Source organism: Bacillus sp. V59.32b, from assembly GCF_003429085.1.
In the GTDB taxonomy this organism is placed as follows: domain Bacteria; phylum Bacillota; class Bacilli; order Bacillales; family DSM-1321; genus Peribacillus.
Window position 1 is genome coordinate 58,225 of record NZ_QVTC01000049.1, and the last position, 25,606, is coordinate 83,830.

General features: G+C 37.9%; 19 protein-coding genes and 2 pseudogenes. 15 read left to right on the plus strand and 6 right to left on the minus strand.

Annotated elements, in window-relative coordinates; genetic code table 11:
- On the minus strand, window positions 1–186 hold the full coding sequence (locus D0463_RS11695; protein WP_117307589.1) for an SE1832 family protein: 186 nt from the start codon (window positions 184–186) through the stop codon (window positions 1–3).
- Between the two features lie 441 nt (window positions 187–627).
- Here D0463_RS11695 and D0463_RS11700 point away from each other — a divergent pair, with 441 nt between their 5' ends.
- The 4 genes from D0463_RS11700 (at window position 628) to D0463_RS11715 (ending at window position 8,189) form a co-directional block, all read left to right on the plus strand.
- Window positions 628–3,264: an ATP-binding protein gene (locus D0463_RS11700; RefSeq protein WP_160118416.1), complete on the plus strand. Its 2,637-nt coding sequence runs from the start codon at window positions 628–630 to the stop codon at window positions 3,262–3,264.
- On the plus strand, window positions 3,236–5,623 hold the full coding sequence (locus D0463_RS11705) for a hypothetical protein (RefSeq protein WP_117307591.1): 2,388 nt from the start codon (window positions 3,236–3,238) through the stop codon (window positions 5,621–5,623). Before D0463_RS11700 ends, D0463_RS11705 begins: the two co-directional genes overlap by 29 nt.
- A 15-nt stretch (window positions 5,624–5,638) precedes the next feature.
- Complete coding sequence (locus D0463_RS11710) at window positions 5,639–6,832, plus strand: DNA cytosine methyltransferase (RefSeq protein WP_160118417.1); 1,194 nt, start codon at window positions 5,639–5,641, stop codon at window positions 6,830–6,832.
- A 481-nt stretch (window positions 6,833–7,313) separates the two neighbouring features.
- Complete coding sequence (locus tag D0463_RS11715; RefSeq protein ID WP_117307593.1) at window positions 7,314–8,189, plus strand: hypothetical protein; 876 nt, start codon at window positions 7,314–7,316, stop codon at window positions 8,187–8,189.
- 66 nt (window positions 8,190–8,255) lie between these two features.
- Here the strand turns inward: D0463_RS11715 and D0463_RS11720 are convergent, their stop codons facing one another.
- Together D0463_RS11720 and D0463_RS11725 are read right to left on the minus strand one after the other, a co-directional pair.
- Window positions 8,256–9,359, minus strand: a complete 1,104-nt coding sequence (locus tag D0463_RS11720; protein ID WP_216824898.1) for a DNA cytosine methyltransferase — start codon at window positions 9,357–9,359, stop codon at window positions 8,256–8,258.
- 241 nt (window positions 9,360–9,600) lie between these two features.
- A pseudogene (locus D0463_RS11725) lies at window positions 9,601–9,804 on the minus strand (ATP-binding protein); the annotation flags it as partial.
- Between the two features lie 125 nt (window positions 9,805–9,929).
- Here D0463_RS11725 and D0463_RS19905 point away from each other — a divergent pair.
- From D0463_RS19905 to D0463_RS11750, 5 genes and pseudogenes are all read left to right on the plus strand, one after another.
- On the plus strand, window positions 9,930–10,478 hold the full coding sequence (locus D0463_RS19905; protein ID WP_254052777.1) for a helix-turn-helix domain-containing protein: 549 nt from the start codon (window positions 9,930–9,932) through the stop codon (window positions 10,476–10,478).
- A gap of 25 nt (window positions 10,479–10,503) precedes the next feature.
- Window positions 10,504–10,833 carry a hypothetical protein gene (locus D0463_RS19910; protein ID WP_483295736.1) on the plus strand — a complete coding sequence of 110 codons (330 nt, stop codon included), beginning with the start codon at window positions 10,504–10,506 and terminating at the stop codon, window positions 10,831–10,833.
- A gap of 42 nt (window positions 10,834–10,875) precedes the next feature.
- Window positions 10,876–11,994, plus strand: a pseudogene (locus tag D0463_RS11740) (IS3 family transposase).
- Window positions 11,995–12,356: 362 nt separating this feature from the next.
- A complete protein-coding gene (locus D0463_RS11745) occupies window positions 12,357–13,337 on the plus strand; it encodes a nuclease-related domain-containing protein (protein ID WP_117307594.1) in 981 nt (326 codons plus the stop codon).
- Between the two features lie 230 nt (window positions 13,338–13,567).
- Window positions 13,568–15,112, plus strand: coding sequence for a glycosyl hydrolase family 28-related protein (locus D0463_RS11750; RefSeq protein WP_117307595.1), 1,545 nt, complete (start codon window positions 13,568–13,570; stop codon window positions 15,110–15,112).
- A 238-nt stretch (window positions 15,113–15,350) separates the two neighbouring features.
- Here D0463_RS11750 and D0463_RS11755 read toward each other — a convergent pair whose 3' ends face one another.
- The 3 genes from D0463_RS11755 to D0463_RS11765 all read right to left on the minus strand — a co-directional run bounded on the left by D0463_RS11755 (window position 15,351) and on the right by D0463_RS11765 (window position 18,497).
- Entirely contained in the window at window positions 15,351–15,911 is a 561-nt protein-coding gene (locus D0463_RS11755) for a Uma2 family endonuclease (protein ID WP_117307596.1), read from the minus strand.
- Window positions 15,912–15,968: 57 nt separating this feature from the next.
- The gene (gene hpaB, locus D0463_RS11760; RefSeq protein ID WP_117307597.1) at window positions 15,969–17,411 is read right to left on the minus strand and encodes a 4-hydroxyphenylacetate 3-monooxygenase, oxygenase component; all 1,443 of its coding nucleotides are present in this window, start codon (window positions 17,409–17,411) and stop codon (window positions 15,969–15,971) included.
- Window positions 17,412–17,519: 108 nt separating this feature from the next.
- The gene (locus D0463_RS11765) at window positions 17,520–18,497 is read right to left on the minus strand and encodes a nuclease-related domain-containing protein (protein ID WP_117307598.1); all 978 of its coding nucleotides are present in this window, start codon (window positions 18,495–18,497) and stop codon (window positions 17,520–17,522) included.
- Window positions 18,498–18,801: 304 nt separating this feature from the next.
- On the opposite strand from D0463_RS11765, the gene D0463_RS11770 reads away from it, so the two are divergent.
- The 6 genes from D0463_RS11770 (at window position 18,802) to D0463_RS11795 (ending at window position 25,589) form a co-directional block, all read left to right on the plus strand.
- Complete coding sequence (locus D0463_RS11770) at window positions 18,802–20,364, plus strand: phosphodiester glycosidase family protein (protein WP_160118418.1); 1,563 nt, start codon at window positions 18,802–18,804, stop codon at window positions 20,362–20,364.
- 166 nt (window positions 20,365–20,530) lie between these two features.
- Window positions 20,531–21,391 (plus strand): endonuclease/exonuclease/phosphatase family protein, encoded by an 861-nt coding sequence (locus D0463_RS11775; RefSeq protein ID WP_254052778.1) that lies wholly within the window; start codon window positions 20,531–20,533, stop codon window positions 21,389–21,391.
- Window positions 21,392–21,760: 369 nt separating this feature from the next.
- Entirely contained in the window at window positions 21,761–23,491 is a 1,731-nt protein-coding gene (locus tag D0463_RS11780) for an alkaline phosphatase D family protein (RefSeq protein ID WP_254052781.1), read from the plus strand.
- Window positions 23,492–23,558: 67 nt separating this feature from the next.
- On the plus strand, window positions 23,559–23,765 hold the full coding sequence (locus D0463_RS11785; protein WP_117307602.1) for a twin-arginine translocase TatA/TatE family subunit: 207 nt from the start codon (window positions 23,559–23,561) through the stop codon (window positions 23,763–23,765).
- Window positions 23,766–23,856: 91 nt separating this feature from the next.
- The gene (gene tatC, locus D0463_RS11790) at window positions 23,857–24,591 is read left to right on the plus strand and encodes a twin-arginine translocase subunit TatC (protein ID WP_117307603.1); all 735 of its coding nucleotides are present in this window, start codon (window positions 23,857–23,859) and stop codon (window positions 24,589–24,591) included.
- Between the two features lie 188 nt (window positions 24,592–24,779).
- The gene (locus tag D0463_RS11795) at window positions 24,780–25,589 is read left to right on the plus strand and encodes a uroporphyrinogen-III synthase (protein WP_117307604.1); all 810 of its coding nucleotides are present in this window, start codon (window positions 24,780–24,782) and stop codon (window positions 25,587–25,589) included.
- Window positions 25,590–25,606: the final 17 nt, after the last annotated feature.

A 25,606-nucleotide genomic window follows, 5' to 3' on the forward strand; every position in this document is an offset into this window, starting at 1 on the left:
TCATTTTTCCTTTAACTCATCCAGCTGTTGATAAAGCGATTTCAGTTCAATTTCGATGTCGTTAAGCTGCTTTTCCAGAGGAGAGATATTCCCGCCTACGGATTCCATACGTTCCAGGTCATTTTGTAGGCGTATGTAGTCCGCTTTTATGTCTTGGATTTTGTATTCTAGTTCGGATTTGGTCATGGGTTGCACCTCGATTCTTTATGGTTTGAGCAATGATGTAGTTGTGCTTCATAAAATGCTCATAAGATAACAGTATCAAGATCTATATACTGTTATTAGAATTATTCATGCATTTAAAACAAGTGTTCAAAAAACTTAAAGTAGAATTGTATTACAAGTACGGGATTATTAATCAATATGTTTAGCTGTTTCAAAAAAACTATAAATTTCAATATAATTGGTTTAATAATCAATATACAGAGTGTAAGTCCTTTAATAAATTAGTGCAATAAATAATGAATAAGATATAAAGCAAAACTTTAGAGTAATTTAAACAGTCATCAAGAAATCCTTGTAAAATAGATATATTATGAAAAAAAGAATAATGGTATAGTTTTATTAATATTAAAATATTTAAAGATCTATATCCAGTTTCTAGACTTTTCAGAAGGGGGAATGGACTTGCGCTTTTCAATTAACTCTAGAGTTCTAGAGCATTTAGGGAAAGATTTAATTACTAGTGATGAAATTGCTGTAACAGAATTGATGAAGAATGCTTATGATGCAGGGGCTAAACTTGTTACAATGCATCTGATTAATACTGATATAACTGAGGTAGAATATGATAAAAATTTTCAAACCCCAGTATCAACTGAAGTTAAATCACTTATTCAAGAATTGGAAAAGAAAGACGGGCGTATCATTGTTATTGAAGACAATGGTGATGGTATGTCGCGACAAGATTTAGAAAATGGATTTTTTACTATTGGTACTGACATAAAGAAGAAACGAAAAGAAGCTAAATTAGTAGATAACCAAAGATTGCCACTTGGGGAAAAGGGAATAGGTCGGTTAGCAGCACAACGTTTAAGTAAATTATTAATACTAGAAACGACTAATTTAAGCTCTAATGTTACTCATGTTGTATGTATTAATTGGGATAATTTTATGAATCAGAATCTATCGCTTGATAAAATAGATATGGATTATTTTGAGTATCCTAAGCAAGCCAAAAAGTATACACGCCTGTGGCTTGTAGATTTGAACATTCAATTCAATGATTTTGTAAGAGATTTAAGGTCAACACAGTTAAATATTTTTGAAGAAGATGAAGAGCAAGATACCTCAGAACTATTAACTTTGAAAGAAAATTTACTATCTTCGTTAAGCTTTTTATTATCTCCATTTGATAATGCAGTTGAAGATTTTGATATTGAAATATTTTTAAATGAGGACAAAGTACATGTATCCTTCAAAAATGAGGCAATAAAAGTATCAGAGAGTGAACATAGTTTTACCCTTAATAATGTAAATGGTGGGTTACAACTTAATTTAAGTTTGAAATTAAATCCTTGGTATATAGAGAGAATTCATCAAGGTTTGGTAGGTAAAGATTTATTTAACGATTGGCGCAAGACACCTCTCGAATATAAAGAGTTACTAGAGAAATATCAGGAAAAATATAATAAAAGTTTAAATGCAATATTCTCCAATGAACAAATTGTTCGAATTTTTAAAGAAATAAGTGTTGATCCTCTAAAGGATATTTCTCCAATTGAAGGAAAAGTGTACTCCTTTAAAAGGGAACAGTCATATGCTTCGATGGCAATTCAAGCAGCAAAGGAAACGAAACAGATTAGCTTGGATTATAATATACGTTCTATTCGTGGCTTTTTGGCTTCAAATAATGGAATTAAGCTATATAGGGGGAAATACCGAATAGCAACACTGGGGGACAAAGAAAGTGATTGGTTGCATTTACAACAAGCCAGAACTAAGGGACAACAATTTTTTAGATTTGAACTGGGAAATGTTATTGGATATGTAAAAATAAATGATCCCTACCAAGACTTTATTAAAGAGACTAGTTCCCGTTTGAATTTAACTGATAATCCTCAATCTAAATCAATGTTTCATTTTCTTGAGAAAGTCTATAATGAACAGTTTTATAGATTTAGCCAATCGGCTTATTATATTACTCGTGATATCTTAAATGATGAAGGAATGTTACCATCACGTCCATTTGATAAATTAAAAGAAAAGGTAAATGAAACTGAGAAGAAGGCAAATTCAAGCAAACAACAATTGAAAAATTTCGAAGGATTAATTACGAAAATACAAGATATTGGTAAAATAGATAATCAAGACAAAATGGCTAAGGCAGATGAGATTTTAAATAATATATCTTCTGCAGGTAAATTATTTAAGGAAACGTTAGAAGATACACTTATTAAGCTTGATGAACAAAAAGTTTTGGTTAAACAAGTCGAACATGAAAAACAACTTATTGAGCTTGAAGCGTACAATAACTATAAACTAATGGCAAATGGTTTAATTACAGAGGTATTAACTCATGAGCTTCATTCAATTCTAACAAATTTAGAAAACGTAAAAGATAATGAAATTCATTTTACAGCAATTGAAGACCTTATACTAAAGAACAAACAATTTGACCTTTATTCAACGCATTTAAATCCCATTAAAGAACAAACCATGTTTTTTAATGAACGAATTAGTGATTTAAGTCACTTTTATGCTTTTTTGGAGAAAACGTTCTTATATAATGGAACTATTCAGGACTTTGAAGAAGAGAATATTCATAAATTTCTCTCTGATTTGGAGAAGCGTTTAAAAACACGGTTAAATGAATCTAATCTGGACTTACAGTATGAAGATATTAATATGGATTGGTTAGTACCGAGAGGAGTATTGATTCATATCTTCTATAATTTGATTGATAACTCAATTTATTGGATTAAAGAAAGGAGAATTAAGCAAAAGAAAGATATTAGTCTCAAACCAAGTGGAACAGATTTTATTAGAATAAAAAAAATAGATGATGATACCATCTATTATTTTGACTCTGGTACTGGTATTATCCCCAAAATGGAAAATACTCTTTTCCAACCTTTAGAGTCAGGCAAAGACCGTAATGGACGAGGTATGGGTCTGTATATAGTTAGACAGTTACTACGTTCATTTGATGCGGATATTATACTACTTCCTGATAGGAATAAATACGGTAATCGTTACATCTTTGCTATTTATAACAATAATTTGGAGAGAGACAATGGAAACCACAACAGAAATAAAGGATAATTTTATTCAACTTTTAGAAGGTTTAAACACTGGGCTTATTGTTCTAATTGATGATGATTTTAGGATTGCTGTCAGTGACCCTGAACGTTTAGTTAGTGAACTAATTTGTTTAGACGAAAAACAACTCTTTTTATTATTATCAAAATTGAGTGAACTAAATTTTACGGAGTTAGAAGAGAATCTTAAGCAGGTTATAAATGATTTTAAGAAAATCCCTGTAGATATCGAAAATTATCAATTTGTTACTCAAGCCAATAAAGTTATTAGATATCTAGATGTTATTACTCACCCAGAAAAAAGAGATGTTAAAGAAAGAGTTAAACAAGTAATTTCCCTTTTAAGTGAAAGTCTGAATGAAAGTACAGAAGTTGAAAAACTTCTAATGCGTTATGGGATTGGTATTATCAATTTAAAGAGTTATAAAGAGATTGTTGATACTGCTAGCACACAATATAAACGCTTCTATAGCATTAAGCCAGATTCGCAAATGATCCGTCAAGACATTGAGGAAACTAGTGATAATTCTCAATTTTGCATTTGTATTGTTGACAAATTGTTACAACGTGAAGATATAGGAGCACGCTTTATAAAGGAAGAATTGATTCAAGAGTGTCATGATAAGAACATTATTAGCATACTTTACTCAAGCCAGCCAAAATCGACCGAACCTAATGAACTGGAAGACTACTTTTTATTTGAAGTAGAAAAAGGACATGTAGATGCTCTAAAGAATTTAACGAATGGGCTAGCCTTATGTGGCTATGTAGAATTATTTAATAGGTTTAGTGACATATATAAAAATTCTATAGATGAAGCTTTTAAATTAGCTCTCGAAAGAAAAGATAACATGATATATCTAGCTGGTATGGCTAACGAAGAAGGAGTTACTCCATTTGAAACCATATCTGATTGGTTTCAACTAGCAACACAATACAAAATGGGGAAAGTTCTGCTAAATGATGAACATGAGGCTACACAGTATCATTTCCTGTTAGGATTAACAAATTTTTTACAGGAAAAGTATTTGGGTGGTACATATACCGTTGAAATAGAACGAGAAGCGACTATACAAGAATTAAATACTTATGAAATTTTTGATTATAGTGTGAATGCTCAACATAGACCACCAGCAGCGGGGGATATTTACCAAGTTTCCAATGGCGAATATTTGGTATTGGTAGGTCAAGATTGTGATCTGATAGTGAGAGGAAAGAAAATCACTAGAAAAGTTAAACACGCTGAACTTTTAAAGGCTAACTTTAAAACCATTCATAATCTAGAGAAGATAACTGATAATTCTAAGTCTCTTGAGTTCAATTATTTTAGAAATCCTAGTGAAACTTCAGAAAATTATGGAGTTTTGAGTATCTTATTTGAAAAACCGTTTACAAGTGATTTTCCTATATTAGACTTATGTACTTTTAATAAAGATGGACAAAGCTTAATGAATACTGATTCAGATTTAACACCGCAAATCAGTAAAGTCATTCCATCATTGTGGCCGGATTATTATGAAAAAATCAAAAAAGAAATTGGTCTGTATAGACAACATCTTACACTGTGTCGCGATAATGGTTTAGAAATTGATATTCTTAAAACGAATGATATGGCTACCGTTGATTTTATTGAGGATGATAATAATATTTCATATCCTATAAGAAGGGTATGCCGTCTAAAACCTGGATTTCGAGAACTTTTAATGAGTAATTACTGGGAATACCGTCGACGTGTGGGCTTTAATACGATAAGCCTAATTGAAAATGAAAAGATATCAAATATAGAAGTAAAAATAGGTTTTACTGGACAAAAACATTTTCCTGTCACTAATACGCAATTTGAAGCTTTTATTCAAAGGGGCAATAAAGTTAAGAGAAAAGATAAACTTGAGAGTTATCCATTGCTACTAGATATAGAAACATTAAAAGGGGAATATTCGATATTAACAAAAATAGAAGACAACATAATATTTATTGATAAGAAAGAAATCAATATTCCAGAAGTAAATATAAAATTCACAAAGGAAGTAGTTGAGGAAAATAAACTTTTAGTTACTATCACTTTACCTTACTCAAAAGAGGGGGGAAATCAATATTTATTAAAAGAAAGATTTGCTTTGAAAGAGCTTCTTAATAATGAATACATTCATTTAATTAAGGGTAAGACATCCTCATTATATTATATAACCGATGAGAATCCAACGGGACATTTCCCATTATATAATGGGGGAAAGCCTATTGAATTGGATGTTGATTTACTTGTTTTAGGAATATATATTCCCAATCTTAATCTAAAAATAAAGATAGATAATGGGGTAATCAATCTAGAAGAATTTGATATTTCTAGTATTGCAAAAAGTTAGATAGGAGTTTATAAATTGTTAGATGTAAATATTAGTGATAATAGAACACATTCTGTCCTTTCATTATTTTCAGGAGGAGGTCTCTTAGATTTAGGTTTTATTAATCAAGGATTTCAAATTGAAAAAGCTTTAGAAATAAATAAAAGTTTTATTGAAGGATATAATTATGCTATGAAGGATTACTTTAGTAATACTTCTAACTTCTTCGTATCCCAAAAGTTAGTTTATCATAAAGATATAAAAGAACAGGTAGATGCTTCTAATCAGGAAATACAAAAAGAAATAGGGAATACTTATCAAGGGATAACTGGTATAATTGGTGGTCCTCCTTGTCAGGATTACTCAGTTGGAGGCAAGAATGAAGGGATAAAAGGTGAAAGAGGAAAACTGATTCTTAGTTATTTGAATTTTGTTAAATCTGTTCGACCGGCCTTTCTTTTTTTTGAAAATGTTGCAGGGTTATATAGAACTAAAGAACATCGTAAAGGCTTTACATATCTTATAGAAAATCTAAAAAAAAACGGATATGAATTGTGGTTCGATATTCTGAATCCTCTTGAATACGGAATTCCTCAAGACCGCCCTAGAATAATTGTGGTTGGGTTTCGTAAAGAAATCGTTTCTAAACTTTTAGGAGCAGGGTTTTCTTTATCTCATGATAATCAAAAATTAAAAAATACTAATTCAGAAGAACTGATTTTTAAATGGCCTAAAGTTCTTTTTCATGATCCAAAGAACAGTATTGATTGGCCTAACCGCTGGGGTTTCATGGGTCAAGAAATGGAGGAGGAAATTTCAAAAATTCCTGACAAATATAAAGTACTTCAAGTCTCTAGAGCTTTTTCTGGGTTAACGGAGTTAACTCCAAATCAAAAAGAGTTTTTCAAACCAAAGTCTGAGAAATTTTGGGTAATAGAAGAAGGAGATACTTTCCGTAAATCTTTTAAGCGATTACATCGTTATAGATTCAGTCCGACAGTTGCTTATGGTAATAATGAAGTACACTTACATCCAACTGAAGCAAGGAGGCTAACTGTCCGTGAAGCTTTAAGATTACAGTCGGTACCTGATGAATATATCTTACCTTCAAACCTTACCTTAACTTCAAAATTCAAAATTATAAGTAATGGTGTTCCGACAAAACAAGCAGAGCTAATTGCATTAGAAATTAGGAAGACTTTATATAAATATTCATTGGTTGACAGTTAATAAAATATAATAATTTAGGAAGGCATTTTATCATGTAAATAGGACTCTAAGTGATTCAAGTATAGAATACCAACGAAAAGGTCGTATGTGAATATAAAAACTTATTAATAATTCTTTTAGAACCAATAGAATTGTATATCACCTATTAAGAAAAAAACACCCCTTTTAATCGTTTATAGATACAGAGGATAGGGGTGTTTTGTCATAGGGTAAATCTTAATGTGATATTTAAATCCTTCCTATTCTCATCTAAATATTATCAAAGATTTATTTTTCAATTATGCTTTAATTAGTTTGCTATTCACTATTCAATTAAAAAGTAATATTTTTTGAAAAAGATACTTCAATCAGATCTCTTTTTATTCTATTTAATAAAAGTTTTTGGTTGTAATGAAAACTATGGTAAAATATTTGCGTTATAAAATATTAGCAATTTTGTTTAAAAGTGAAGTCTAGCAGGAGCGAGAAAGGGGGGGATTTTTTGCAAGAGGTATTTGATTTATATAATAAAATAAAAAAAGTATCTAAAAGTAATAAAGATATTGATTCAATATCAAATTTATTCTTTGAATTATATATTAAAAACTGTGAATTTCTCTCTAGTACTTCGCAAGTTAATTTAATATCTAAAGTTCCCACTAAACAGTATTTTTCGTTCTCTTATAATAATAAAATCTCAAGGGCAGTAAACAAAGGTTCATATATTCCTGACCAGGTTGAAGTGTATAGAATATTTAACAATTTAGTAAATGGTGATTATTCTATTCTGAGTCCAGAAGAAATAACAAAGTGTTTGTACACTATTTCAATAAGTTTTTGTTGTACAATTGATCTGTTAAAACAGGGGGATCAAAAAACCCCAGGTACATTTTTTGAATACTTTATTTCGCATTGGTTCTCAAGGATATTAGAATTAAGACCTACTAGTAGAGTAGATGTTTTAAATCTTGATATGAGGACTTCATTACCTACGGACTTTATTTATGATTTAGGTCAAAATAAGCCTAAAATTCATCTTCCAGTAAAAACTTCTACCCGTGAAAGGGTAATACAAGTGTGGGCCCATCAGAAGCTATTAGATGGTGTTTATGGTGTGGGACGTTTCTTAGGAATGCTTGTATGTTTAACAGAAACAAAGGTTGATAAAAAATCTAAGGAAGTAATAGAGATTTGTGTGCCAGAGCAGTGGCGATTGTACCAAATGTACATTGCCCAAATGGATAGTATTTATTATTTAGATGTTCCAATCAAATATTTCGAACTTAATAATATTTACCCTCCCATCCGAGTTAAACAGTTCGGAGAGTTTTTTTATGATATTCAAACCTTGATAGAAGATGGAAATTACAACGTATAACAAAAAAGTAATTAAGCAGAGATAAAAACTTTAAAATCTCAGTTTAATTACTTTTTTCTATAGCATTTAATTAATCATAGATAATTCTTTGCTCTCGCTTCTGTCTTCTAGAGAAAGTAATCCATCTTCTATCATTAAGCTTCTTTTTATTTCTAAGCCTATGGCTTCAGCTAATAATGGGGGTACTGCATTTCCAATTTGGTGACGTACTTCATGTCTATTTCCATAAAATTTGAAGTAGTCTGGGAATCCTTGTAATCTAGCGGCTTCTCTCGGAGTGATTGGCCTGTCATGTACTGGGTGGCCGTATCTCCCACGTGTAAAACTATCAAAACCACCTGTAATTGTTGGGGCTTGACCGTCCCATTTAAGTCTTCCGTATACGTCCGGCCATCCTCCTTTCGAAGGGTCCACGTTTTTATGACATTCTAATCTATATTCTTCAGGTATATCTCTCCATCCACCCCCTTGAGGAACAAAAGAAAACCTTTTTATGTTTAAAGAAGTTACATTTGATCTTTGATGATTTGGGTATTGAGTATGCTCTTCCTTAGGATTAAGGGGAGGTTCAGGCAATCCTTCAAGAACTTCTCCAACGTTTTTCCACTTGGTTACTGTGGGAGATGGAATATTAAAAGGAGCTAAAATAGTTTTGTGTTTTCCTACTATTATGAATCGCTCCCTAGTTTGTGCTAGTCCATAATCTGCCGAGTTATAAAAATGTGGGTATAATACATAATCCCCAAGTAATTCTTCAATTGCTTCAATAAAATATTTTCCTCGCTTTTGTCCTAACATGGCTACATTTTCTAATATAAAAAATCTGGGTTCTAGTTCTTGAACAAGACGGGCATACTCAAGAACTAATTTATTCCGATCGTCACCCAAATGAGCTCCCCGCTTTTGTTTTGAGAACCCTTGACATGGTGGACCACCTGCAAACAGATCAATTTCACCATGCTTGTAACCAGAAATTTCTAGCAAATATTCTCCAGTCACACTAGTTGCATCCGCGACAAAGCAATTATTTGAGAGATTTTTTTTGTAGGTCGTTACTGCGTGCTCATTAAAATCAAAAGCTGCTCCAATTTCATAACCAGCGTTATGTAAACCTAAGCCAAGGCCTCCTGCTCCACTAAATGATTCTATAGAAATGTATTTTCTTTTCAAAAGTATTACCCTCCAAACCTTTGAATCTTATTCTTGCTCTATTTAATGTATAAAAGTAATTTAAATAATATTTAATTTTATATTAACATAAATAATTCGACATTCCCATGAATCGAATCATGTAAAAAGAAATTCAATTGCTCGGCTTACGGAATTTATTCAAAGGGTGCCCAGGTATGTATTTGGCAAGTAAAAAATGTACCTAATCGCAATTAAAAATGTGCCACTTGCCAACCCCTTTTTAATTGTGTAATAAAGATTTCTTATATCGATGACTTGGCCCATTGAAAACGATAAGGTGTGAGTGATGGATCAGGCGATCGATAACGGCTTCTGTAAGGATCGGATCGCCGAATATATGGTTCCACTGCCCAAACTGTAGATTGGTTGTGATAAAAAGACTCTTTGCTTCGTAACACATAGAAATAACTTGGAACAGTAACTCTGTGTAACTGCTAAACTAAATTGAACAGTTTCTGACAGATAGAAATGAACACTTTTTGCCTAAATTTTTCATAGCTAAGTTATGATGGTAATTTAACATCATGGTTTCGCTGGGGGATTTGAAAGGTGGAAAAACTGCAATTGTTAGTACAGGTTCATCAACTAAAAAAACAAGGGTTCTCTATATCGGCTATCGCTAAGAAACTGGAGATTTCAAGAAATACAGTTTATAAGTATTTGAATATGAGTTTTGAGGAAGCTACAGAGTGGGCCAATTCATTGGGGACAAGAAGCAGGAAACTAGATCCCTTCCAGGATTTACTCTTAAGTTCGTTAAAAGAACATTCTGATTTGTCTTCCTCTCAAATTGAAGATTGGTTAAAAGAGCGTCATCCCGCCCTGGAGGGGTGGAAGTACGATTCGCAATATGTCAGTGAGTTGAGGGATATTCACCATATACCTAAAATTCCACATATCCGTTCTCATGAAGCGGTGGAGGAACTGCCGATGGGCAAGCAAGCACAGGTGGATTGGGGAGAAACGAAAGTTAAGAGCGCTGAAAACAAAGAGGTAAAACTATACTTCATCTCGTTTAGTCCTCTCTCACTCACGGTACAAATATGTCATATGGCTGGACAGGCCCTTTACTACCCGGGACACCATCCAGTGTCATGAACAGGCATTTGCGTATTTTGGAGGAATGCCTGAGGAAATCGTTTATGATCAAGATCATCTGATCACCGTAAGTGAAAATGCTGACGATATCATCCTTACCGGTGAATTCCAGGCTTATAAACAGGAACGCGGGTTCCGCATTTACCTCTGCAGGAAATCGGATCCCAAAAGTAAGGGCAAGATTGAGAATGTGGTTAAGTTTATTAAAGGAAACTTTGCGAAGAATAGAATCTTTTCGAACCTCGATGAATGGAATGAGAAGTCTTTTACATTGTTGGAAAGAACGGGGAATTACAATGTCCATTACACAATTAAAAAGATGGAACGGCTACACTTATCTAGACAGAAAATTTAAGGTTAAGTAGACTACTAATACAATAGTTGAGGAGAATCTACGATGACTAAAAGAGAACGAAGAACGTTTTCAGAAGAATTTAAAAATCAAATGGTGCAGCTGTATCAGAATGGGAAGCCAAGAAAGGATATTATTCGTGAGTACGATCTAACACCCTCTTCTCTGGATAAGTGGATCTCTCAACATAATGCCTCCGGTTCATTCAAAGAAGCCGATAACCGAACACCGGAAGAAACAGAATTGGTAAAGCTCCGTAAGGAACTCAAACAGTTACAGATGGAGAATGATATTTTAAAGCAAGCTGCGCTGATACTAGGACGAAAGTAAATGTGATTCGGAACAACCAGCACAAATACTCGATATCAGCAATGTGCGACGTCCTTCAATTGCCTAGAAGCACTTATTATTATGTAAGCGAAAGAAAGAAAATCCGAAGATGACATAACTTCCGACATCATCGAAATATTTCATGAGAGCCGCCAAAACTATGGAACTCGTAAAATTAAAGTGGAATTAAAGAAACGTGACTAGTTGTTTCCAGAAGACGAATTGGTCGGATTATGAAAGAACAAGGACTCGTGTCCACCTACACTTTGGCTCAATTTAAACCCCATTCGAAGAAGGTTAATGAATCGAGCCAGGCTAATGAACTGAATTGAGAATTTAATCAGGAAAATGAGTTGAATGCGATTGTAAGCGACTTAACATATGTAAGAGTCAATCAAAAATGGCAATACATATGTGTGTTTGTTAATCTCTTTAACAGGGAAATCATTGGTTACAGCGCTGGCCCGAATAAAGACGCTTCACTGGTTTACCGTGCATTTATCTATTAAGGTGGATTTACGCAAAATTCAGCTCTTCCATACGGATCGAGGGGGAGAGTTGAAAAATAAGCTGATTGACGATGCACTAGAGACGTTTACTATCCAACGTTCTCTTAGCATGAAGGGTTGTCCCTATGACAATGGCGTAGCTGAAGCAACATTCAAAATCCTCAAAACAGAGTTTGTGAAGGGCCGGAATTTCGATACATTGGAAGATCTAACAAGAGAATTGCACGACTATGTTCATTGGTTTAATCACATTCGTATTCATGGGACACTGGGTTATTTAAGCCCGATTGAGTATAAACTTGAACACCTTAAAAAAGTTGTCTAGTTTAGTGTTGACAATCCATGGACGCAAAAGAAAACCTAAAGAATTTTCAAGGATTGCACAAATCCCATCTAAAGGCTTTTAAGATAATTAGCGATGCTCTTTCTTGAAAATCAGGTATCAAGGCTTAATGACTTCTTCTTAATAGGATATTGTTGCAACATCCTATTTATTTTTTCTCTAAGAAGGATGTTGAGAAATACTACTATCTTTTATTCTCTTTTTCAAGAGAGTTAAGGTAAAAATTCCTGATTTTGAAACTACGGGACACTTGAAATAGATAAAAAATTTCAAATATATTGGCAGGGAATTTGGCATTTTTAAACGAATAATTCAAGATAACCCAAGAAAAGGAGTGAAACTATTTGATTGTAAAAGAACGAACGATTCCGTTAAAGATTCAAGTTGGTGAAGCATTGTTAAGGAGATACCCCAAGCACTATGTAGACCGGGAGGAATTGCAGAATGAAATAGACAGAAGGTGGGCCGGTTACTGGGGAGAGCAGTCTTTGGATTATTATTTAGGTTTGCTCGATGAAAAGAAGTATATGATTTTCCACGATCTTAACCTCCCGATGGGCGAATATACCTTCCAAATTGATACCCTCGTTCTTTCATCTTATTTTGTTCTCATCATTGAAGCGAAGAATATTGCAGGTTCTTTGTTTTTTGACAAGGTGTTTCATCAGCTGATTCGAACTAATCCAGACGGTTCGGAAGAAGGCTTTCCAGATCCGATCAGCCAAGTAAGGCTGCATGAATTGCAGTTGGGGCGATTTTTTGATCAGCATCGATTGCCGAAAGTGCCGATTGAATATGCTGTGGTGATGTGCAATAAATATAGTATTTTAAAAACCAATCCGGGTAACCGGAGAGTATTTGAAAAAGTTTACAAAGCTCCCCACCTCATGCGCCGCGTTCAACATCTGGAATCCATCTATCAAAAGGAAGTCCTCTCTCAGAAAGAGCTTCAAAAAATCAGCCGTACCCTTCTTAAAAAGAATACTCCTCCCAAAAAGTTCTTCATGGATCGATATCTGCTTTCAAAGAATCAGCTCCGTAAAGGCATCCACTGTCCTTCCTGTTTTTCCATCCCGGTGCATCGGGATAAAAGACAATGGTATTGCCGAGCTTGCGGCTGTTATTCAAAGGATGCACATATTCAGGCGTTGCGTGATTATTTTTTGTTGATTGATACGAAGATAAGTATTCAGGAGTTTCGTGAGTTTGCTGGTTTGGAAACAAAAAGTGTAGCATCGAGGTTGCTGGCTTCAACTAATTTCCCAAGTTCGGGAGCAACAAAGGACAGATTGTATCTTCCTCCTGCTGATTTATATAGAGGCTAAAAATGCTTTCGTTTAAATGGTAGTAGTTTTCGTTTGAATCAGTAGTCTTTTCGTTTAAATGGGAGTAATTTTCGTTTGAATCGAGTCGACTTTCGTTTGAATCAGCCAATTTTGCGTTTAAATCAAGATCTCAGGTATTTGCCCGCCTTCATAAACAAGGTTACATCTACCCAGACGGGGAATATTATATTACGAACAGTGAATTTTGCTCTGGAATGGAGGCGTTTTTCATGCTATATCTTGATAAAAAACACAATCCTAAAGAAAACGCCAAACTTTTGGCCCAAATAGCGGAAAGCAACAGCGATATTACACAAACAATCAAAGAAACAGATACCCTTTTTCAGAATTTCATTCAAAATAACCAGAATTTCGCACAAAACAAACCGCGTTTTTCTTTTCAAAACCTGTCCCGCCTTTTTCTTGCAAAAAGGGCAGAAGCTGAGACCAATCCGGACATAACTTTAGTTGATCTCGCGGGGAATGTCTATCCGGACTGGAAGTCGCATTTAGATGAAGAATATAACAAATTACAAGATAAGATTGATAGAGAAGTAAACGTGAAAGACTTTGGAGCTGCAGGAGATGGAGTGACCGACGATACCGAAGCTTTCAACAAGGCGATCGGGAATGGACAGGTAAGAGTGAATGTCCCGGAAGGCGTTTATATAACGAGAGGAATCAAGTTGCCGTCGTGGACCAGCCTTGTTGGAGCTGGGAAGGGACTCACAACGATAAAGCTGCATGACACTGCTCCAAAAGGGAAAAGGCTGGTCACAAACCGAAATCATCGTCGGGGAAACCGAAATATCCACGTGGAAGGGATGAGCCTGGATTGGAATGTCGCAAGACTGGGTGATGTGAAAAAGACGGCGACCTGGGGAAACCACTCCAGCTGTTTAACGTATGCACATGTTAAGTACGGCTGGGTAATGGATGTGGAAGCGATCAATCCGGGCTTGCATTGCTTTGACGTTTCTTCGACTCTCTATGATTACTCGGGAGACGGGTACCGGGCCCGGGGCGGGAGTGAATATATCTGGCTCGATAACTTGAACGGTTATGGCTTCGGGGATGATGGGATTACCACTCATCATAGTGACAATATTTTTATTTCAAATTGCCATATGTGTGATCCGAGCGGCAGGGCTCACGAGAAAGGTTTTTCAAACTCCAATGGAATAGAAGTGGACGATGGCTCCCGGAATGTATGGCTTGTGAACAACTCTACTACAAGATGCTTTGGCGGAGTGGAAGTCAAAGCTCACCATAATTCATCCGCGGCAAACAACGTCCAAATCATCGGCCATCTTTCGGTGAATGACAACCGATCCTATAATTTTCGTCATATCGGCCATCATAAAAGTGGGGATCCAGAGTCCCAGACAGCCCATAATATAAGAGCGACAAATATTGTCGCCATCGCTCCTATCCACACCGAGCTCTATACCGATTCACCCCCGCGTGGCATGGTCGTTTCCGCTTATAAAAATGTGGTGGTAAACAACTTCACTTTGATCGGCGATCCTAGATATGATTACAAAGGAAATCCTGTCATTGCGATTCAATATCGCGCGAGAAATGTAGCCCTCCAAAATATATCTATAAAAGACTTTAAGAAAGCAGATTGTAATATTAAGATTTTTGGTGGCGACAATTGTGCCGATCACATTAGAATCCGAAATGTAAAGATTCGAAACTCAGTATCGAAAGTAGTTGATGTGGGGATTGGAATAGAAGATATCAAGATTAGCAATGTGGATCTGCTGGTTTAGGGACAGTCAAGCCGGTTTACATGCAATTATTTTATATTTTCTCCACCAAATATAATAATCAGTATAGATGAATAAAGCATGTAGGAGGGTGTACATGAATTTCCTTGAAAAGCTTAAACCCCATCTGTTAAGTGATGATCTAATATCTTTCATTCAAGTATAGCAGGACGTAGTTAATTTAACTAAATATAAGCTTGTCCTAGGCAAACAAAATCCAGTCCCAAAGACTGGATTAACTTCATTCAAATATTGTGTTTAAGACAATTCCTAAATCATCGAATTCAAAAGAATGCAAAGTATCATCTCGGCCGTAAGTGATTCGTTTCGAAAAATAACCATCTTCCAACCCATTAACATGAATGATTTTGTTTGTTCCGTCCACAATCCAATATTCTTTAACGCGAAACCGCTGGTAGATGTTGAATTTTTCATTATAATCCTTCAAAGCGGTTGAAGGAGATAAAACCTCTACTATCAATGTTGGTGCACCGTAGTAGCCCTTTTCCGTAATTTGTTTATGATTGCAGATGACTGAAATATCTGGCTGAACCACATGGGTAGGATTCCCAAAGTCGTCATTTTCACTTAGATATACATCAAAAGGAGAGACCACAACATTACATTTTTTGTTTCCGTAAAAAAGCCTTAACTTATGGAAAAGCTCACCAACGATAAACTGATGTTCCGAAGAAGGAGCTGGGGTCATATTGTAGGCTTTCTCGTATATAAGCTCCCATCGGCCATCCCATTCCAGCCAATCTTTATAGGTGTGTGTTTTAGATTCATCAGGGGTTCGCATTGGGACACCTCCTGTTTTTTTATATTATACCATGGTCTTGAATGACTACGACTATGATCATTCATCCTTTAGAAGATTGTTAACGAGATTAATGGCATGATCCTTATTATATTGGTAATACAATCCAGATGATAATTTAACAGAATCGCCAAAAAAGAATCGTTCATAGAGGGTTTGCCGGCCTCCATAGGCGCTTAAGCTCATATCCCAGGCCAGCCTGAACAATTGCACCCGGTCCTTGGCATTGACATTGGCGCCCTGTAAATAAAGGTCGAGATCGGGCTTTAAGTCAGAAGAATCAAAGTCTTTCTCAGTTGGGATGCATATTAATCCGCTCGCCCCAAGCAACTGAATGATTTCCGTAAATCGCGGATAAAGCTTTGGATATGTATTGATGGCCACATTTAACGGATTTAGAGCAGGAACCATTAACCCTCGTTTATTCAGTTTTGCCTCTATTTCTGATGAATATAGAAGCCCTTTCATAATTTCAATCCCGCATATAATCTCACTGATTTTCTCTTTTACATGCTGGTACTCACCTATATCAATCATCTCTGTCATCAATTGGGCCGTACCCAGGAGCAGCTCCGACTTAACAACTTGCCTTGTAACGGCTTGATGAAGTAAAAAGGTAAGGAAATTTGTGTTTGTAAGCATGCTCTGGGCGATATTGTAGTCTTTATACAGAAATACTCTTTCCCACGGAATCAACGTATGGTTAAAAACGACAATTGTATCCATTTCCTCGAACCTCGAACCTAGCGGATGATCAAATGAGGAATCATTATAAGCAAAGGATTCCCGGCAAATGAATTTTACGTTTGCAGTATTGCTAGGAATAGAGAAAGCATACTGATAGGTATCTTCAATATGTTTTCCACCGGCAGGCAGTACCATGATCTCATCGGTAATCCCACCTTGTGTAGCTATTAGTCTAGCTCCTTTCATATACAACCCATCGCTATCGGCTTTGACTACACGTGCGGCAATCGGCTCTCCTTCTCCTTCAAAAAAGGCTAAAGAGCGATTAACCTGAGGAGTCACAAAAGTATGGGAAAAAGACCGGTCATTTTCTCTTGCCTGTTCGTAAATGCGTTTTATATTCATTCCAAATTTCTCTTTTCCATCAAAAACGTCAGAAGCGGAACCAAGGGCCATTACTGCTGTATTCATATAATCAGGCGATCTGCCCATCATTCCCCCTGACAATCGTGCCCATTCAGTCGTGGCCAACCGGCGTTTTTCAAGATCTTCTCTTGATGTCGGAGGCAAATACGTCATCCCCACACGCTCGCCCATTAATGGTGACGAATAGGTCATGATATCCTTTTTTGCTTGATCAAACTGTAAATCATAAAGCTTGGATTTACTTTTTATGATTCCTTTAAAGGCATAATGCTCCGTAATATCTCCGGTTATCTTTTTCCCGCCGATCCATATGTTGGCCTTTAGTTTCTTAATTCTCTCCACATATTGCTCCCCGTTAATTGCCGGCATGCTTTCACTCCTTGATCTCGATTTTTGAGCGTAGGCTCCAATAAATCTCCATTCTAATCTATACGATTTACAGCTTTTTTTATTCTTGGATCGTTTGGGAAGACGGCCTCATAAAATCCGAGAATTTAGAGGCCGAAGGTACATCCTGCCTTTTGTCGTGCCGGAGCTGGGTAGATTCATGGATTTTAGCAAATATGTGGCAGTGTCCGGGGAAGATAAATGAAGAAATTTCCGAAATTGCAGGTTTGTAATCGAGGAATCAATTAAGGCAAAGTAGTCGGAGATTGCATGGAGGTGGGCTTCTTTGGTATGGTTATGGCATTTCGGGCACTGCCATACACCATGTTTGCGCGCCATTTGAAACGTAGAACATTCGGGGCACTGTACTCCAGTCAGTATTTCCTGTTTGGAAATACCGTAGATTTTAAGAATATTATAGGCTGGATCAGTATGGTTTCGTAATAGATGGTCGTGTATATACCCCAGTTCTTTAGAGGTTATCATTTCTTTTGTATATCTGTTTGTGAACTCTCGGATTTTAGATGCTAGATTTCCAACATGACAAATTCTTTGAAAAATATTTGAGTTCTCATGTCTGGTTTTGAGAATAGTGGCTGGCTTGCTGATCACTATGAGAGATTCTAATGGTAAATCTGAGATCTCCAGAGTTTCTAGCAGGATATTGAATTGAAACTGTTGATTGTCCACCTGCGAAATGCGATCTGGAAAACCTTCTTCCTTGTCATTGGCAGTCCGAATGAGCTGGTTAAAGGAGCGATCGAAAAATAAGGTTCCGGAGATATTTTTCACTTCAATAAGGAGAGCAAATTTAGAGGAAAGAATCAGCGTATCGATTTGAAAGTGGTAATGTCCATTTGGTAAGCGAAGATCTTGGAAAACAAGATAGTCTTTTTCGGGGAGAGATTTTAAATAACGGTCGACGGTTTGTTCGCCTATATAGCCAGCCTGTCTTCTAGTCAGATCTGATTCAATTTCGGATCGTTTAGGATGATTTTTTGGCAGGCGTCTTAATAATGTTTCATTTAGTTGGATTCTCATCGGTACTTTTCGTTCCTTGGCAATCAAGAGTCGTTCACCCCTTATCGTTTTTTTAGGAATTCTTCTTAGGGTGGTGAATTTCCTGCCTTTTACCGAAATGTTTTTGATGAAAATATAATTCCGTAAAAGTAGATGCTTTTCCCGTAAAATTTATAGTTAATTCCGTAAAAACAGTTCTATTCCCGTAAAACTATTGGAGAATTCCGTAAAACCTAAAAACCGACAGGCTCTAACTTTTACAGAAACTTAAAACGTATGCTGCATTATCAACGTATTAGATTCAGATAATAGAACAAACGGGATATAAGTAAACAATAAGGAGATGAAATCGATGAAGATTCTTCAAAAGCTGTTAGCTGGCTGTCTTTTGGCTACAGTGACATTTTCTGCTCTCCCTGCAGCAGAACCGTTAACTCTTGTACAAGCAGCTCCTGTGAAGGAACAAGCCCTTCCACTTGGTGAGCCTACCCTCGGAGAAACTCGGAATAAGAAAGAGATTGCTCCGGGGCTTGCCCATATAAGCATCGACCGTGGGTACAGTTCAGAAACAGATGTTTTCATTATTGATGTAGCCTTTTATAAAACTCGCGAAGAAGCCGATGAGGTAAAGAATGAACTAAACGCCCAAGGGTATGAGTCCCGAGTGAAGAAAATTTCAGAGCGGCCTCCCGGCGATCCGGAACAAGGCCCGCTTGGCTACCTTGTCCGGGTTGGATCATTTCAGTCCGAGAGCGATGCTAATAAATTAAGAGACGATCTGAAAAAAATGGGCTATGAGAAGGCTCGTGTTGTATTTTCAGCAGAAGACGGGGGAAAAACTACTGGACCATGGGTGGTAAATATTCTTGAAATTGACCCTGAAAAGTTTACAGGCAAGATTATTCCTGAGTTGGGTACGGGAATCGTACCTGGAAAGGAAAAGTTAACGGCTCTTACAGTCCGGACAGGTGCGTTAGCAGCTATAAATGGAGGATATTTTGTAGTGGGACCGAGTGATGGTACCGAAGGAGATCTTGCCGGAGTGTCCATGATCGGTGGAAAGTTGATCAGTGAAGCCGTTAACGGGAGGACAAGCCTGGTACTAACCGGAAAAAGGGCGCGTATTGCGTCTGTAGAAACTCAACTTACCGTTAAGGCATCTGATGGTGCAAAAAGGGAATTGGACGGTTTGAATCGCAAGCCGGGCCTTATCAGGGGATGTGGAGGAATCGGTGATACTTTTGACTTTCCTAAGCATGACTTTACTTGTACGGATTCCGGAGAACTTATTCAGTTTACTTCTGTGTTTGGTTCTAATACCGAGCCTGGAGATGGACTGGAAGTTGTACTGAATTCAGCTGGAAAAGTTACAGAAGTCCGAAACAGCAGGGGAGGCCCAATCCCGTCTGAAGGTTCCGTTTTAGCAGGAACTGGTGATGTCTCCGAATGGTTATTGGCCCATGGCAAGAAAGGTACTAAAATAAAAGTCAATACAAAAATCCTTGCAGATGAACAGCCGCTAAATGGCCAGAAAACGGGAATTGTCAATGGTGGACCGCGATTGCTGCGTGATGGTAAAGAGGATATCACCGCTGTGAGCGAAGGTTTCCATTGGAGCGACAACCCGGAGTTCTACTATCGATTTGGGGAACGCCGTAATCCCCGTACACTAGCAGGTGTCACGGAGGACGGCAAGATTCTTTTGGTCACAGTGGACGGGCGCCAGCCACATTATAGTGTAGGGGCAAGCTTCAAAGAAAGCGCCCGCATCATGAAAGCTCTTGGGGCGGTTGACGCTGTAAACCTCGATGGAGGCGGTTCGACAGCTATGACAATAGGATCCGACATCGTAAATCGCCCATCCGATCCGGCTGGAGAACGTGCCATCGGGGATGCAATTATTGTTCTGCCTTGAAGAATGCTCAAAATAACAAGCATGGTCTAAGGTCAACCGACAATGGTTGGCCTTCTTTTACGAAATTAATATTAATACATACCGTTTTTACATTCACGCAACCAAACCTATAAAATCCATCGTTATCATCAAATAGAAATCTATTCTATGAGGAGGGATAATGGTTATGAAGAATATCAAAATACCATTGAGTTTGATGGTCACTATGCTTTTAATTGTTTCGTTGTCCGGTTTGCAAAACAGTGCATTGGCGAAAGATCAAAAATTCAAGCGGGGGAAGTCGGTTGAGGTTGAGGTCATGTCATATAATATTCACCATGCGGAAGGGGTGGATGGCGTTTTGGATTTGGAGCGAATTGCCCGGATCATTGAAGAAAGCGATGCTGATATCGTTGGCTTGCAAGAAGTGGATAAACACTGGTCGGAACGCAGTGACTTTCAAGACCAGGCAAAATGGCTGGCAGAACGGCTTGGCATGTTTTATGCATACGGAGCCAATCTTGACCGTGAGCCTTTAAAAGAAGAAGAACCACGCCGGCAGTATGGAACGGCGGTTTTAAGTAAATATCCCATTTTAGATTCTGAAAACCATCCGCTAACGAAGATTGGAAATACAGAACAACGGGGACTGCTTGAAGCGACTATCAAAGTAAAAGGAAATCATCTTCACTTTTATAACACGCACCTTGCTTTAACCTCTGCAGAACGTGAAATCCAAATTCGGGAAATCAATGATATCGCCAGCCGGGACAAAGGCTCGAAAATCATGATGGGAGACCTGAACGCAACACCGGAAAGCAAAGAAATGCAGCCTATCAATGCCAATTATAACGATGTTTTTGCTGAAACTCATGAAGCTTACACATATCCTGCGACGAATCCAACTAAGAGAATTGATTATATTTTTACATCCGACGATATTGAAGCAGACGATGCTGAAGTTATTAAAACACTAGCTTCCGATCATTTGCCATTGATCGCTGAAATTGAATTGGAAAGAGTTAAATCCACTGATAAAGGAAATTAGTGCAACAAGCCTGTTGAGTAGTATTTCAACAGGCTCTTTTAACGATTATCATTAACATTGCTTATAAAAATACGTCCTGCCGTCAAAATTCATTCTGTCTCTCTATTTTTACTTTTACTTAAACGATTCATTAAGAAAAATAGGCAAAAAGGTCTCGATTCTTGCAAGATTTTGTAGGAGTCTATTAATGGAAAATGTTCTAAACGCACTCTTTTTTGTAAAAAGGATTCTAAAGTCCTGATTGAATATATCCAAATCACGTTTTGCCGCTTTACATTTCTTAACAGCGATTTAAAAATGTCCATTTATACTAAAACCGATTCATAGATTTGCATTCAGAAAGGGGAATAATCGATGAATAACGAGAGTATGGATGAACTGATTAAGAGGTGGAGCGAGGAAAGCTTAGGAAAGCATATGGACCGCCGGAACTTTTTGCAGGGAGCGAGTAAACTGGCAGGTCTTTCATTGACTCTGGCCCTGGCGCAGTCAATGGGAGGGTTAGAGGTAAATGCAGCTCCAAAGTTTAGCGATTATCCATTTACTCTCGGTGTCGCTTCTGGTGACCCGCTCGAGGACGGTGTGGTTTTGTGGACAAGGCTTGCGCCGGATCCGTTGAATGGCGGAGGAATGCCTAATGAGGCTGTTCCGGTTAAATGGGAAATCGCGAGGGATGAGAATTTCAGAAAAGTGGTCCAGCAGGGCAAAGAAATTGCCAGGCCTGAATTGGGACATACGGTGCATGTGGAAGTGAGCGGATTAAAACCGGATCGTGTGTATTTCTATCGTTTTAAAAGCGGCGGCGAAGTGAGTCAAATCGGAAAAACAAAAACCCTTCCTGCGATGGGGTCTAAAGTATCAAGCCTTACATTCGCATTTGCCTCATGCCAGCAATATGAGCACGGGTATTTTACAGCATACAAGCATATGGCTAAAGAAGATCTCGATCTTGTCTTTCACCTTGGCGATTACATATATGAATATGGACCAAATGAATATGTGGCATCAACCGGGAATGTCCGTGTCCATAACAGCCCGGAAATAATCACTCTTGAAGACTACCGGAACAGGTATGCCCAATACCGCTCAGATGTCCATTTAAGAGCTGCCCATGCTGCCTTCCCTTGGGTCGTTACGTGGGATGATCATGAAGTGGAAAACAACTATGCGAATGTGATTCCGGAAAAGGGTCAATCCGTGGAGGCATTTATCAAGCGCCGGGCAGCCGCTTACCAGGCCTATTATGAACATATGCCGCTCCGAAGATCATCCCTTCCGGAAGGCGCAGATATGCGTTTATACCGTAATTTCACATACGGTGATCTGGCTTCATTCTTTGTCCTTGATTCGCGCCAATACCGGGATGACCAGGCAAACGGGGATGGAAGTTCACCGCAAACCCCAGAGTCACTGGATCCGAAACGAACTCTTCTTGGACCGGAACAGGAGCAATGGCTTACTGAACATCTTTCTAATTCAAACACGCGATGGAACGTGCTGCCCCAGCAGATTTTCTTTGCACAGAGAAATTATGGTACACCTGCAGCTCCGCGATACAGCATGGATTCGTGGGATGGCTATCCCGCTGCACGCGACCGCCTGATTAATGTCGCAAAAGAGAATGAGATGGATAACCTTATTGTATTGACCGGTGATGTCCATGCAAGCTGGGCCTCCAACTTAAAGACAGATTTTAATGATCCGAACTCGAAAGTTTTCGGCGTTGAATTCGTCGGCACATCGATCACATCGGGCGGAAACGGAGCTGATAAGCGGGCAGACACAGATAAAATCTTAAGCCAGAACCCGCATATTAAATTCTTTAATGATTATCGCGGTTATGTCCGTTGCCAGGTGACACCTGAGCAATGGCGGGCGGATTACCGTGTGGTTCCATTCGTAAGCGAACCGGGGGCAGATATTTCCACAAGAGCTACCTATGTGTACGATAAGGACCAAGCGGGCCTCCGTAAAGTTTCTTCCGCAAGCGTTTCGGAAGGTGTTCAAAAATCAAATGAAGTGGAAGAAGATCGTAACCGTGCCCATAGCCGTGCCCATGAAAAACAGAAAAAAAATAAGCGCGAAAAGGTGACCAATTAATTGGTTCTCAATTGACAGGATTGCATGGTGCTAAACCAGGTTTCAATATAGAAAGGAGCTGACCTGAATGCTTTCAAATATCGGGATTCCAGGCTTAATTATCGTACTTGTGATCGCCCTGATTATTTTTGGGCCATCGAAACTTCCGGAAATAGGCCGCGCTTTTGGACGCACGTTATCGGAGTTCAAAAGTGCTACCAAAGGATTAGTATCCGATTCGGAAAAAGAAGAAGAGAAGAAACCTTCATTAACCGCGATTAAAAAAGAGGGATAGTCGGATCGTTATATAGAGATGAGTGGACGGGGCAACTCGTCTGCTTCTTTTTTAGACTTTAATATGTCCTTTATATAAAGGAGGGAACGAAGTGGAAAACAGAGATTTGCAAGTTATCGGGCATTTGGAGGAACTTCGAAACAGGATCATTAAAACATTGGCAGGTTTCATTGTTTTTTTCATCGGGAGTTTTATCTTTGTCCAGGATATTTACGGTTGGCTCATTAAGGATTTGGACGGCAAGCTTGCTGTGCTTGGACCTAGCGAAATTCTTTGGGTTTATATGATGATTGCAGCGGTATTTGCCATTGCTGCTACCATTCCTTTAGCGGCTTTTCAGACATGGCGCTTTGTCGCTCCCGCGCTAAAAATGGAGGAGCGAAGGGTAACGCTTCGATTTATCCCGGGATTATTTTTCTTGTTTATCGCTGGCATTTCTTTTGGTTATTTCGTTTTATTCCCCATCGTTTTAGGGTTTCTTACTACTCTCTCGGCCGGACAATTCGAGATGATGTTTACAGCAGAAAAATATTTTCGGTTTATGATTAACTTGATTCTCCCTTTCGGTCTTTTGTTTGAAATGCCGCTTGTGGTGATGTTTTTAACACGATTGGGAATCTTAAATCCAATGCGGCTGGCAAAGGCAAGAAAGCTTTCCTATTTTGCCCTTGTCATTGTCTCCATTCTCATTACGCCTCCGGATTTGATTTCTGACATTTTAGTGATTGTTCCGCTGCTTGTTTTATACGAGATTAGTGTACAGCTATCTAATTTTGTTTACCGGAAAAAGCTGAAAAGAGAAGATGCCGCGTTAACTGTGGCTTAACAATAATTTAACGACGGGAACCCGATTGGATCATAAACCGGCGTCTGTCTATCAAGCTTCTAATCAACCAAATTCATAACTTTTTTAAAATAAAATCCATGACGAAATATAAACAAGTTTCACTGTATTCTCCTCAAATAGAAGGTACAATAGGTTTAACAAGATTTCGAAGAGATGGGGAAAATACTTTGAAAAAATTAGAAGGTAAGCGAATCGCTTTAGTAAGCCAGCGTAAAAATGAAGAATTAAGAAAGCTTGTCGAAAACATGGGCGGAACCGCACTTATTCGCCCCGCCCAAGGAACCGTGTTTCTCGATGAATCCAATGTCGAAACGGATATAAACTCCTTATTAACAGGTAACTATGATTGGATGATTTTCACGACCGGGGTGGGTACGGATACACTCCGTAGTATTGCGGAAAAAATGGGCAAGGAACGAGAATTTATTGACGCTTTGGCGACTGCGAATATCGCGGCGAGAGGCTATAAAACGGTTAATGTTTTGAAAAAGCTCGATATCACACCGATTGTCCGCGATGACGATGGAAGCACGGCGGGTCTGATGCGGGAGCTTGCCGCTCATGACTTAAAGGGGTGCCGGGTCGCGCTGCAATTACATGGAGATCCTGCCCCAAAGCTCATCGAATGGCTGAATGAGCAGGGCTGTGAATATAAAGAGATTCTTCCCTATCAACATGTTCCGCCTCAACCTGAAATAATGGAACAACTGATTAATGAATTATTGAACGGGGACATTGATGCAGTCAACTTCACGAGTACACCTCAGGCCCGCTTTTTAATGAAACACGCCCGGGAAAAAGGGGTTGAGCAAGCTATTTTAAAGGCCTTTTCTAACGATGTCGTCGCGGTTGCGGTAGGTAAGGTGACCGCTCAAGCTTTGCGGGAAGAGGGGGTAGAGCGGGTGATTTTTCCCGAAAATGAACGGATGGGTAGTGCAATCGTAACTTTAGCCCAGTATTATCAAGGAAGCGAGTAAGAAAAGAAGCAGGATCC